15 protein-coding genes are annotated in these 12,754 nt (G+C 36.1%); 1 reads left to right on the forward strand and 14 read right to left on the reverse strand.

The window, feature by feature from the left end:
- Nucleotides 1–4: 4 nt before the first annotated feature.
- A complete protein-coding gene (gene alr / locus ACXY7N_RS02570; protein WP_016088188.1) occupies nt 5–1,180 on the reverse strand; it encodes an alanine racemase in 1,176 nt (391 codons plus the stop codon).
- Nucleotides 1,181–1,351: 171 nt separating this feature from the next.
- On the opposite strand from alr, the gene ACXY7N_RS02575 reads away from it, so the two are divergent.
- Nucleotides 1,352–1,813, forward strand: coding sequence for a DinB family protein (locus ACXY7N_RS02575; protein ID WP_016134245.1), 462 nt, complete (start codon nt 1,352–1,354; stop codon nt 1,811–1,813).
- Between the two features lie 24 nt (nt 1,814–1,837).
- Here the strand turns inward: ACXY7N_RS02575 and ACXY7N_RS02580 are convergent, their stop codons facing one another.
- From ACXY7N_RS02580 to nbaC, 13 genes are all read right to left on the reverse strand, one after another.
- Nucleotides 1,838–3,037, reverse strand: coding sequence for an MFS transporter (locus ACXY7N_RS02580; protein WP_016088190.1), 1,200 nt, complete (start codon nt 3,035–3,037; stop codon nt 1,838–1,840).
- A gap of 184 nt (nt 3,038–3,221) precedes the next feature.
- Nucleotides 3,222–3,767: a MarR family winged helix-turn-helix transcriptional regulator gene (locus ACXY7N_RS02585; RefSeq protein ID WP_016088191.1), complete on the reverse strand. Its 546-nt coding sequence runs from the start codon at nt 3,765–3,767 to the stop codon at nt 3,222–3,224.
- 149 nt (nt 3,768–3,916) lie between these two features.
- Nucleotides 3,917–4,693 carry a Cof-type HAD-IIB family hydrolase gene (locus ACXY7N_RS02590; RefSeq protein ID WP_048566533.1) on the reverse strand — a complete coding sequence of 259 codons (777 nt, stop codon included), beginning with the start codon at nt 4,691–4,693 and terminating at the stop codon, nt 3,917–3,919.
- 6 nt (nt 4,694–4,699) lie between these two features.
- Nucleotides 4,700–5,290: a histidine phosphatase family protein gene (locus ACXY7N_RS02595; RefSeq protein ID WP_016088193.1), complete on the reverse strand. Its 591-nt coding sequence runs from the start codon at nt 5,288–5,290 to the stop codon at nt 4,700–4,702.
- Between the two features lie 118 nt (nt 5,291–5,408).
- On the reverse strand, nt 5,409–5,603 hold the full coding sequence (locus tag ACXY7N_RS02600) for a 4-oxalocrotonate tautomerase (protein ID WP_016088194.1): 195 nt from the start codon (nt 5,601–5,603) through the stop codon (nt 5,409–5,411).
- A gap of 20 nt (nt 5,604–5,623) precedes the next feature.
- Nucleotides 5,624–6,412: a 2-keto-4-pentenoate hydratase gene (locus ACXY7N_RS02605; RefSeq protein ID WP_016088195.1), complete on the reverse strand. Its 789-nt coding sequence runs from the start codon at nt 6,410–6,412 to the stop codon at nt 5,624–5,626.
- A 3-nt stretch (nt 6,413–6,415) separates the two neighbouring features.
- Complete coding sequence (gene dmpG, locus ACXY7N_RS02610) at nt 6,416–7,441, reverse strand: 4-hydroxy-2-oxovalerate aldolase (RefSeq protein ID WP_016088196.1); 1,026 nt, start codon at nt 7,439–7,441, stop codon at nt 6,416–6,418.
- Entirely contained in the window at nt 7,428–8,327 is a 900-nt protein-coding gene (locus ACXY7N_RS02615) for an acetaldehyde dehydrogenase (acetylating) (RefSeq protein WP_016088197.1), read from the reverse strand. Before ACXY7N_RS02615 ends, dmpG begins: the two co-directional genes overlap by 14 nt.
- 31 nt (nt 8,328–8,358) lie before the next feature.
- The gene (locus ACXY7N_RS02620) at nt 8,359–9,132 is read right to left on the reverse strand and encodes a 2-keto-4-pentenoate hydratase (RefSeq protein WP_016088198.1); all 774 of its coding nucleotides are present in this window, start codon (nt 9,130–9,132) and stop codon (nt 8,359–8,361) included.
- A 128-nt stretch (nt 9,133–9,260) separates the two neighbouring features.
- Nucleotides 9,261–10,730: an aldehyde dehydrogenase gene (locus ACXY7N_RS02625; RefSeq protein ID WP_488592264.1), complete on the reverse strand. Its 1,470-nt coding sequence runs from the start codon at nt 10,728–10,730 to the stop codon at nt 9,261–9,263.
- A 12-nt stretch (nt 10,731–10,742) separates the two neighbouring features.
- Nucleotides 10,743–11,201 (reverse strand): RidA family protein, encoded by a 459-nt coding sequence (locus ACXY7N_RS02630; protein ID WP_016088200.1) that lies wholly within the window; start codon nt 11,199–11,201, stop codon nt 10,743–10,745.
- Complete coding sequence (locus tag ACXY7N_RS02635) at nt 11,179–12,216, reverse strand: amidohydrolase family protein (protein WP_033659672.1); 1,038 nt, start codon at nt 12,214–12,216, stop codon at nt 11,179–11,181. Before ACXY7N_RS02635 ends, ACXY7N_RS02630 begins: the two co-directional genes overlap by 23 nt.
- Nucleotides 12,201–12,740 (reverse strand): 3-hydroxyanthranilate 3,4-dioxygenase, encoded by a 540-nt coding sequence (gene nbaC, locus ACXY7N_RS02640; RefSeq protein WP_016088202.1) that lies wholly within the window; start codon nt 12,738–12,740, stop codon nt 12,201–12,203. The genes ACXY7N_RS02635 and nbaC overlap by 16 nt, the downstream gene beginning before the upstream one ends.
- Nucleotides 12,741–12,754: the final 14 nt, after the last annotated feature.

Here is a 12,754-nt window from a genome sequence, read left to right on the forward strand (position 1 = left end):
CGATTCAGTTTTTTCTTAATATATTTACAACAGCAGTCGTTTCATTATTTTCTTTATAAACACGTGGAATTCTTCTGTCTAGCATACATGTAACTTCATAGTTAATTGTACCTAACATATCCGCAATTTCTTCTACTGCGATGTTTTCTTCACCTTGTTTACCGTAGAATACTACTTCGTCACCAACTTGTACTGGCATTGCTTTTGAAACGTCTAACATGAGCTGATCCATACAAACACGGCCAATAACAGGTACTCGAACTCCATTTATTAATGCATGCCCTTTATTAGATAACTGGCGATTATAGCCATCAGCATAACCAATCGGTACAGTTGCAATCCATTCTTCACCAGTCGTTACATACGTATTCCCATAACTTACACCGCGATTCTTCTTCGCATGTTTAATATGAGCTACTTTTGATTTTAACGACAACGCAGGCTGTAAAGAAACAACTGCATGATCTACCTCTTTTGAAGGATACATTCCATAAATTCCAATACCTACACGAACCATATTTTGAAATGTATTGCTAAGTTCCATTGATCCTGCACTATTTGAACTATGAATATATGGGATATGGATTCCTAATTCTTTTGCAGCATTGACAGCTTTTTCAAATAAGCTTGTTTGCATATTCGTATATGATTTATCAATTTCATCTGCCGTAGAGTAATGTGTAAACATTCCTACTATCTCTACATACTCCATACGGTTTAATTCTGCTAAAAATGGTTTAACCTCTTCTTCTTGTAAACCGATACGACTCATTCCTGTATCAATTTTCACCTGAATTTGCGCTTTCTTTTGAAGGCGGTTTGCGATTTCATTTATACCTTTTAAATCTTCACTTCTATAAACGGTCATCATAACGTCATATTGAATTGCCTCTTCAGCAGCCGCTACTGATGTATAGCCTAAAATTAAAATCGGCACGTTTATTCCTGCTTCTCTTAACTCTATCGCTTCATCTACAAATGCAACTGCAAGCTGATTTATTCCTGCTTCAATAGCAGCTTTCGCAACTTCAACTGCCCCGTGACCATACCCATTCGCTTTTACAGCAGCCATCATTGCAATATTTTCATCATTCACACGTTTTTTAAATTCTTTTACATTATGTTTTACTGCATTTAAGTCCACTTCAACAATTGTATCTCTTCCATATTTCAAACTCATTGGTCTAACTCCTAACTCAATAATTGCATTCCATTCTATTTCACGTTTCATATGACCTTTTACAATATAATACTTTTCAATATGCTAGTCAAACTACTAGAATTTTCGGAATTTTGAGTATGATATAATACTCTTAAGAAATTATTATATACGGAGATGAGGAGAATTACAATGTTTGTTCACTCTGCCTTGCATCAACTACAAATTGCTGTTGATACTTCTATTCAAATGCTTAGCCAATACAATGAAGAAGATTTAAAAATATACCCCATTCACTCGAAGCGATCAGTATTCGAAATGTGTGCACATCTTTCTCTTATTTGCCATGCAGATTTACTCATTTTAAATGGTATTACGGAAAAAGAGTTACATACCTTTTATTTCGAACATACACCGGAAACAATTGCGTACATGCAACAAATAATGATTGAAGGATACAATCTTCTCTCTAAAACATTTCTTTCCTATTCCCCAGAAGAATTAGCAGAAGTTATGACTGCCTATTGGGGTGTTTCTTATTCTCGATTTGAATGGTTACTTGAAATTCTTTCGCATTTTTATCATCATCGTGGGCAAGTTCATATTTTATTATGTGAGCATACGAAAGATCCTCGCATTCCTTTATTTGAGTGATTTTCCACTCATTCATTATCCAATCTACATATCATCAAATACGTGTTCATCATTTATAAATAGAGAAGCTATAAAACCAATAAAAAGTATCATTCCTAATAAAATAAACGTTTGAGCATAACTTCCTATTTTCATAAGATAAATAGAAATGATGGGTCCTATACTAGTACCTAAAAATAAAATAAAAGTATAAATGGAAACTGCTATTCCCCTTGCTTTTCCTCCTAATTGGCCTACAAGAGAAACTAAAGACGGAACTGATATAGCAATACCTATTACAAAACAGACACTCATTATGACAAGTAGAGGCAGGTATGAAACAAAACCCATTGCACTTAGACTAATAATAGCGACCAACAATCCCCCCTGAAGAACTTTCCTTACTTCGAACCTCTTTGTTAAACGACCCGCAATCGGTGACAGCAACATACCAAACAGCCCTGCTAAGCGAAAATAAAGGATTTGTTCTGCAGTTAAAGTGTAAATAGGAGAGCTCAAATAATTCCCTAAAACAGTAAACATATTAACAAAAGCCATTAATAAAACAAATGCAATCATATAGCTCATTACTAAGCTTTTATGTGTAAAAACTTTACCCATTTGTTTAATTGGTCCCAAAATATCAGTATAGGATTGAGATGTCTCTCCTTTCGGAAGAGAATAATGAACCCATACAGCAGTAATCATATAGACAATGCTAAGAAGAAAGAACACCATATGCCATCCAAAATGCTGACTAACAACCGTACTGATTACCTGCCCTACAATTCCAGCTACTAAAAAACCGGTACTAACAAATCCTATTGTTGTAACCTTTTTTTCTACTGGAAACATTTCTACAACGTAGGCTAACGCTACCGGAGAAAATGTAGCTGCTGCGATACCCTGTAATCCTCTAAGAATAACAAGCCAAAATAAACTCCCTACAAACCCTAAGGAAAAAGAAATAATCGACAGAGCAAGTAATCCAATGAAGATCACTTTTTTTCGCCCATATTTATCAGAGATTGCCCCAAATAACAAACAACCTATAGCAAAGCCAACAGAAAATATACTGCCTGTAGCTGCAGATTGTGCTAGTGAAGCATTAAAAAGGTCTGAAAATAGAGCAATTAAAGGGATTGTTACATATAAGCTAGACATAACTACCATACCCGACCAACATAATACAACGGTCATTATTGTGTAATTCTTTTCACTATTTATTTCCTTTCCTATTTCCATCATAATATCTCTCCCTTATTATAATTTTTTTATCCACTTAAAACCTCTAAAGTACGCAAAATGGCATTTCTTTAACTGCTACTCGTTTTAAAAAATATGACTGTTCCTAAAGTTAGTTAAACATATAATAAGGTAAGCTAATTATATTCCCAAATAAATAAGTTGATCCTCATAATCAACTTATTTACCTACCTTCTCCTAATTTCACCTGCATAGTTACTTGCATTTTATTTAATAGCTTCTCTAAAACTTGACGCTCTTCTTGATTAAAGTCGTCAACTAACGAAGCGCAAGATAACCAAAAAGTTGGTAAAGATCGCGTAACTAGTTCTTTTCCTTTCGGGGTAATTTTCACTTTTAATCTTCTTCGATCTTCAGAATGATGGAATCTTACAATTAACTCTCGTTTCTCCATCCAATCTAATAAACCAGTGACAGAAGCACGTGTTATCCCTAATCGACTCGCAATATTCGAAGGACTCATATTCACTTCTTCCCCATTTGATTCCATTTCACGCAAAATAAACAACAGTAAAAAATCTAGTTTACTTTCCGAAATACCAAGCGGAGCTAAATCTACGTCAACAGCATCAAGAACATTATCAGACGTCCATAACATTAACAAACCAAGTTTTGCTGCGATTGGATCCGTATCCGCTGATGCTGTCTTTTTTATTAGCTCTGCATACGGCCCAATCCCTAAAGGAAGAGAATCATTTTTCGAATTCATTCATCTTCACTCTCCTTTCCTTTTAGTTAATTAGCTTACCTAATTACTTTTTCATTATACTCGCATTTTTCCTTTTATTGCAAGAATATTGTTAGACAAAAAAATCCTGCAATTCAAACAGGATTTTACAAACTGACTATCTATTATTTTTAAATCATACGAAACTTCTTTAAGGCAAAAGAGATACCACCTTCACTTGATTTCTTTGTAACGAAATCAGCTCTTGTTTTTAACTCTTCTCCACCATTCCCCATCGCAATCCCTAATCCTACATACTGCAACATCTCAATATCATTTCTACCGTCACCAAAAGCAACCGCTTCTGATTTACAAATGTTTAAGTGATCCAATACCTTTTGAATAGCAGTTAATTTTGATACTTTCTTATCTTCCAATACATTTATGACATAGCCATGAAAACGTTCAAATGTAAGCATTGGGTATTTTTCAATAAATTTTTGAGCTTCTATTTCATCCGCATACAGACATAGACAATAGACGTCTTCTGACAAATCCCTGCTTTTTTCAGGATACTTCCCTAAATGTAACGTCTCGCTAAGCGCTTGCATTACGCGCTCATTATCCCTGGCTATTCCATTCATTACAAATTCCTCTGTGAAATAAGAAATACCGTGACCATGTAATTCAGCAAACCCCGATATATCATGAATGATTTCACTTGAAAGTACTGATTTATGTATAACTGTTTCTCCACGCTTGATATGTGCACCATTTGCAGAAATAAACGTATTTATACCTAGTTCCTTAAATTGCGAGCATAAGCTATATGGTCTCCCTGTAGTAACAACTACATGAATCCCTTTATCTATTAATCTTTGTATCGCTTCTTTTGTACTGTCGTGCATACTTCTGTCAATCTCACTTAAAAGCGTACCGTCAACATCAAAAAACACTACTTTATACATAGGTTTTTACATCCCGTCCAAATGATTCGTATCATTAATGAAATGTATCGTTTTTTGTTCACCATCAATTTCAATTAAACTTATTCCCGTATCTCCCATTTTAAAATAATAATCCATTGAAATTGGCATTTTGAAAAACGCACGTAATAGACTATTTATTACACCACCATGTGCAACGATTGCAATTCGGTCATATGTATTCTCTGTCACGATTTTAGAAAAGATGCCTTCTATTCTCATTCTAAATTCAATAAATGATTCCCCGTTTTCAAATCGATCATGAAGAAACTTTGGCTCTGGATATTTTTTTGCCTCTTCAAATGATAAGCCAGCTTGTACCCCATTATTAAACTCCATTAGTTCCTCTTCTAATTGAATTGGGCATCCAATTCCTTCTGCTAATGTTTCACCAGTTTCACGAGCACGTTTTAATGTACTTGCCCAAATGAAATCTGGCGGAAAATCTGCTTTCACTTTCTGTACAAGTCTTTGCACTTGCTGCCTTCCCTTTTCTGTTAATTCAAAGTCAGCTCGTCCTTCATGTACGTTTAAGATATCAGCTTCTGATTCTCCGTGGCGTATTAGTAGTATTTGCATGTTTATTCCCCCTTATCTCCTTAAAACCAAGACTAAATTTTAACATATTATTAAAACTTTTCAAAATAATAAAAGCAATTTTCATTCATATAAGAATGAAAATTGCTTTTATTACTAACTAACTTTCTTTTAAACTAGCTTTAGACTTTCCTCCTACTCCCCAATGCGAACTCGGGATTTCATTCACCAGAACACGCACTCTTTCAACATCTACATCTAAGTTTTTCGCAACCGCCTCTGTAACATCAAATATTAGATTTTGAATTTGCTCCTTCTTTCTACCTTCTATTATTTGAATTTGTATAATGGGCATTTTATCTCTCGCTTTACCTTTTATTCACAAAACATCGCTATACTTCCTAAATCATCAAATTGTGCAATAATAGAATCTCCTGCTTTGAAAGCAATCGCTTCTGATAATGCTCCACTTAATACAATATCACCTTTCTTTAACCCTTCATTTTGTAAACCAAGTTTGTTTACCACCCAAGCAATCGCCTCTGCTGGATGTCCCAGTACAGCTGCCCCCGTTCCAGTTGTAGCAATCTTACCATTCTTCGACATAACCATCCCTACATTAGCTAAATCTATATCTTTAACATCAATCCACTTACTTCCTAACAAAAATTTTGAAGATGAACAATTATCTGCTATTACGTCAGGTAATGTAAATTTGAAATTTAAATACCTACTATCAATAATCTCTAAAGCTGGCGCAACATATTTTGTTGCCTTTAATACATCCTCAGCTGTCACATTCGTCCCTTGTAAATCCTCATCCATTAAAAAGGCAATCTCTGGTTCTACTTTTGGATGAATGAATGTTTCGTATTGTAATGGCTCCCATTCAAACGCTAACATATCTTCCAACAAATATCCGTATATCGCTTCATCAATACCCATCATTTGTTGTTTTGCCTTACTTGTTAATCCTAGTTTTACCCCAACTCTTTTAGAACCTTCGTTCATTTTTTGTTCAATTAAACATTTTTGCAATCTATATGCGTCATCCACCGTTAAATCCGGATGCTTATCTGTTACTTTCACTACTTCTTTTCTATCTTTTTCAGCCTGAAGTAAATAGTCAACAATTTCTAGATCTGCTCCTTTTACTAAAGCCATCTTTTACACCCCCATTTTTATCTTTGCTAATTCTGCCGCGACATCTAAAATCATATCCTCTTGTCCACCAACTACTTTTCTTTTCCCAAGTTCTATTAAAATATCACGGGCGTCTACACCAAAACGCTTTGCCGCTCTTTCAGCATGTAATAAAAAGCTAGAATATACACCAGCATATCCCATTACAAGACTTCCTTTTTGAATTTCTTGCGGTGCTGGCAATAAAGGTGCAACAACATCCTCAGCTAAGTCCATCATCTTATATAAATCTATATCTAGCTTATATCCCATACGATCTAAAACAGCGAGTAATACCTCTGTTTGGGCATTTCCAGCTCCTGCGCCAAGGCACCGCACGCTTCCATCAATACGTGTCGCACCTTCTTCAATTGCCACCACTGTATTGGCTACTGCAACAGACAGATTATTATGACCATGGAAACCAATTTCGACATTTAAAGATTGACGTAATGCTCGAATACGTTCACGTACTTCGTGAGGCAATAAAGCACCCGCTGAATCCGTTACATAAATCGCCTCAGCACCATAGTCCTCCATAAGCTTTGCTTGTTCTACTAACTTTTCAACCGGTGCAGAGTGTGCCATCATTAAAAAGCCACACGCTTCCATACCTAACTCACGCGCAAATTGGATATGTTGTGCTGAAACATCTGCTTCTGTTACATGCGTCGCTACACGAACAAGTTTCGCGCCAATATTTGCAGCTTGCTTTAACTCATGAATCGTTCCAATACCAGGAATTAACAAAACAGCTACTTTAGCTTGCTTACACTCATCTACCGCTGCTTCAATCAACTTCATTTCATTAACTAATGACTTTCCATATTGTAATGTGGAGCCTCCTAAACCATCTCCATGACTCACTTCAATATAATGCATACCAGCCTCATCTAATGCTCTAGTTACAGATCGAACTTGTTCTTCTGTAAATTGATGTTTCATTACATGACTTCCATCACGTAAACAAACTTCCGTTATTTTCACTGGCCTTTCACTATTTCGCCTCATTCATTACACCTCTTTTCTTCTCTGAAATGATCCGCATTGCAAATTCTTCACCTACTTTTAATGCCGCTGCCGTCATAATATCTAAATTACCAGCATAAGGAGGAAAGTAGTCTCCAGCTCCTTCAACCTCTAAAAATACAGTCACACGATTCCCATCAAACATCGGCTCTTGTTTTAGAGAATAACCTGGAACGTATGCCCTAACTACTTCAACCATCTTATGAATTGCTTCACGAATAGAATCCTCATCCATATACTTAACTTCACAATATACTGTATCTCTCATTAAAATAGGAGGCTCCGCAGGATTTAATATAATAAGTGCTTTCCCATAATCTGCTCCGCCAATTTCTTCAATTCCACGCCTCGTCGTAATTGTAAATTCATCAATATTTGCCCTTGTACCTGGACCTGCACTTAAACTTGAAATAGTTGCAACTATCTCTGCATATGTAACATTTGCCACTTTATTAATCGCATGAACAATTGGAATCGTTGCTTGTCCTCCGCACGTAATCATATTAACGTTTTGCTTATCTACAAAATGATTATTTCGGATAGCAGGACAAACGAACGGTCCGCATGCAGCCGGAGTTAAGTCAATTACTATTTTCCCAAGCTCTCCTAATACTTTTGCATGATAACTATGTGCTTTAGCTGAAGTTGCATCAAATACAATATCAGCTAAACTTGGATTATCAATCATTGCTTGTATTCCATTATCAAAAACCTCGTATCCTGCTTCTTTTGCTCGCTTTAAACCATCCGATTTTGAATCTATTCCAATTATGGCATTTAGCTCTATGACTTCACTTTTTCTTAATTTATACATTAAATCCGTACCAATATTACCCGATCCGATAATAGCCGCCTTTACTTTCTCCACATTTATCCCCCCCTTTTTTCAACGCTTTAATCTATATGAATGTTACAGAAACCGATCCAAGTAAACCGAAATCAGCTCGAATGTTGTCTTCACTTTGAACTGAAACAGCACCAGATAATGCGCCAGGTAAAATTAGTTCCCCTGCTTTCAATCCAATATTAAATTCATAAAGCTTATTAGCTAACCAAGCAATAGCTTGTGCTGGATGGCCTAATGCAGCCGCGCCAGCCCCCGTTGCAATTAAACTATTATTTTTATAAAGTGTCATTCCAGTTGTACGTAAATCTACTTTATCGATGCTAGAGAATGTATGACCAATTACAACTTTCGCTGATGAGCCATTATCCGCTACTGTATCAGCCAGTTTAATTTTCCAATCAACAATGCGACTATCAATTATTTCAAGTGTAGGTACAACATACTTTGTTGCCATCAGTACATCAATGTATGTAATATTAGGCCCATTTAAATCTTGCTCTAACACAAACCCTATTTCTGCCTCTATTTTTGGGGATACAAAGGACCTCATTGAAACTTCACTACCACTTTCTATCTTCATATCATCTAGTAAATGTCCATAATCCGGCTCATTTACTCCAAGCATTTGTTGCATTGCAACACTTGTAAGACCAACTTTCTTGCCAATTATGCTACGTCCACTCTCTAACTTTCTCCCTACAACTTCAAGTTGAATATTATAAGCATCCTCAACAGATAAATTATCATATCTCTCAGTAAAAGGAAGTATCCCTACACGTGAATTTTCAGCTTGTACTAGTTCATCGGCTAATTCTCTAATTAACAATTGCTCTCACCTCATTTTTTAATTTATATATCCCTAAATATTCACATTGTAACTAACCCCCATCTATCTACTTTATTTCCATAAATATTAGATGGGAGCTCTTTGTACTTTAAGTTTAAACATCACCTTTATAATTTCATCGTTACTGTCTTAGCTTCCGTATAAAATTCAAAACTATGACGTCCACCTTCTCTACCAATCCCGCTTGCCTTCGAGCCTCCAAATGGAGTACGTAAATCCCGAACATACCAACAATTAATCCATAGTAAGCCTGAATCAATTTGTGAAACCACTCGTTGCGCTCTTCTAAGATCATTGGTCCAAACAACTCCAGCTAGTCCATAAATGGAATCATTCGCAATGCGAATTGCATCCTCTTCCGTTTTAAACGGAATAACAACTAGAACTGGACCAAATATCTCTTCTTGCGCTACACGCATACTATTATCAACATCATATAGAATAGTAGGTTCATAAAAATTCCCTTCTACTAAACTCTTAACTCTTTTTCCACCATAGGCTAATTTTGCACCTTCCGAAATTCCTATTTCTACATAGCGATTAACCGTTTCTAAATGAGATTTTGATACTAGTGCTCCCATATCTGTATCTTCAGAAAGAGGGTTTCCAACTTTTATTCTTTGTACAGCTGCTACAAATTTTTCTAAAAACTGTTCATATACACTTTCTTGCACAAGTAATCTCGAACCAGCTAAACAAATTTCTCCTTGGTTCCGATATATAGCTTCAATCGATCCTTGTACCGCTTCATCTAAATCCACATCTTCAAATACGATATTTGCTGATTTTCCTCCTAATTCTAATGAAACAGGGATTAAATTCTCTGCTGCATTACGCATAATTGTTTTTCCTGTATTACTTTCTCCAACAAATGAAATTCTTCTTACAGCTGGATGTGTAGTCATTGTTGTCCCAACAGTACTCCCTGGACCTGTAATAATATTAAGTACACCTGGTGGTAATCCTGCATCATTAGCAATTTCACCAAGCATAACTGCACTTAATGGAGTATAAGAGGCCGGTTTGACAACAACTGTATTACCAGAAGCAAGCGCCGCTGATGCTTTCCACGTCATTTGCATAAATGGCAAATTCCAAGGAATGATTAAACTTGTCACTCCCGCTGGAGCGTACTTTGCATATGACATAAAATTATGTTTGTCATAGTGCTCGTGCACCATATATTTAGCCATTTCAGCAAAGAAGCGAAAGTTATGAGCCGCGCGTGGTATATCGAATCCTTTACTTTCCTTAATTGGTTTTCCAACATCCAAAGTTTCTATATACGCTAGTTCATCCACACGTTCCATAATTAAATCCGACATTTTGCATAAAATATCCGATCGTTCTTCAACAGGCATTTTACTCCAAATGCCGCTTTTAAATGTTCGTTCTGCTACATCAATTGCTCTTTTTGTATCCTCTTCATTTGCCTTCACTACAGAAGCTAACTTTCTATTCGTCGCTGGATTGAACGTATCAAACGTTTCACCACATATAGAATCCACATATTGTCCATCAATAAACAATTTCGCATCTTTTACTTTCATTTTGTCAGCTAATAATTCTTTGTTCACCGTCTTTACCCCCTACTCCTCAATTTCTAAAACCATCTCAATTTCAATTGTTGTGTTATTAGGTAATTGAGCCATACCGACTGCAGAGCGGGCGTGTTTTCCCTTTTCTCCAAAAATCTCTACTAATACATCCGATGCCCCGTTCATTACTTTTGGCTGATTGATAAAATCCTCCGTACTATTTACAAAGCCAAGCAACTTTACAACTCGTTTCACCTTATTTAAATCACCTAGTTCATTTCTTACAACACTTAATAAATTCAACATGGATTGTCTCGCTGCTTTATATCCATCATCAATCGATATATCCTTTCCTAATTTCCCGTGATACTCATCTACACCTTGTCCAGCAGTAAATAATAAGTTACCTACCCTTACACAACTAACATAATTTCCAACTGCTGGGCGAATAGCTGGTAGTATAATTCCCAACTCTCCTAATTTATCCTCAGGTGTTTGTACTCTCTGCATATGCTACACCTCGTTTTTTTATATCAATATTTAAAAATTCAGCTGCATTTTCCCCAAGCATTGCTGCTTTTTGTTCCTCGGATAAACCAGATGTTTCATCAATCACTCTACCCGGATCAATTTCTCGCAATAAAAATGGATAATCCGAACCCATGAAAATCTTTTCATGCCCAAATCTTTCAATCATATATTTCAAATTCATAGGATCATAATTTAAAGAGTCAAAATAAAATTTCTTTGCGTAATAACTAGGAGGATGTGTAGTCAAACGTAAATGAGGCCATACTTTCCAGCCTTGATCTAATCTTGGCAAAATATATGGAAAAGATCCGCCGCCATGCGCAAAACAAACTTTTAACCGTGGAAACTTTTCCATTATTCCACTACATATAAGTGTAGCTGCTGCAAGCGCCGTTTCACTTGGCATACCGACTGTATACATAAAATTATGGTGTGGCATTCTATCGCGTCCTAACGTTTCCCACGGATGGATAAAAATTGGAACTTGCCACTTTTCAGCCATTCGAAAGAATTCAATAAACGATGGATCATCTAAATTTTTACCATTTACGTTTGTACCAATTTCAATACCATGTAAATTTAATTCCGTTATGCAACGTTCCATTTCACGAATTGCAGTTTCTCCATCTTGCATCGGAACCGTTCCTAATCCTACAAAACGATCTGGATGTGCTGAAACTGTTTCTGCAATAAAATCATTTTGAATACGTGCCATACTTTCGGCTTCCTCTGGTTTTGCCCAATACGAAAATGTAACAGGGATTGGCGATAAAACTTGAATATCTACACCTTCCCGGTCCATATCTTCAATTCTTTTCTTAGGGCACCATACTTGGTCTGTCACATCACGAAAATTTTTCCCTCCAACCATAATACTTGCACCACATGTACAAGTCCGATTTAACATTGGCCAGCGACCGCCACCAAACTTCTCTTCAAAATCTGGAAAAGTTTCAGGAATAATATGTGTATGAAAATCTATTCGCACTTCCATTCCTCCACTTCTTCTGGCATAATGTAACCACAGTTTTTACATGCTCGAATTTCCTTATTTGAATTAAAACTATGAATTGCTTCTTTTACTTGTTTTTCAATATCATTTAATTGAACACGTACACGATGCATTTCATGATTACACTCGTCACAGAACCAAACGAAATCTTCAAGTTCTCCTTGGCTACGTTTTCTTTCAATTACTAGCCCAAATGTGTTAGCAACGCGGTGTGGTGAATGTGGTACCATAGCTGGCAGCATAAATACATCCCCTTCTTTTACTGTGACAACTTCCCGCTTACCTTCCTCTGTAATACATTCCACATAACATTCACCTTTAATTTGATAGAAAAATTCATCTGAAGGATCTACGTGGAAATCACGTCTTCTATTTGGACCACCTAATATCATGGCAATAAACTCTGAATCTTGCCAAATCACTTTGTTATTTACTGGTGGCTTCAATAACTCCTTATTCTCATCAATCCATTTTAGTAAATTAAAAGATTGCAATGTTTTAGACATATTATTTCCTCCTC

It is taken from the genome of Bacillus sp. 5w2 (assembly GCF_054353775.1).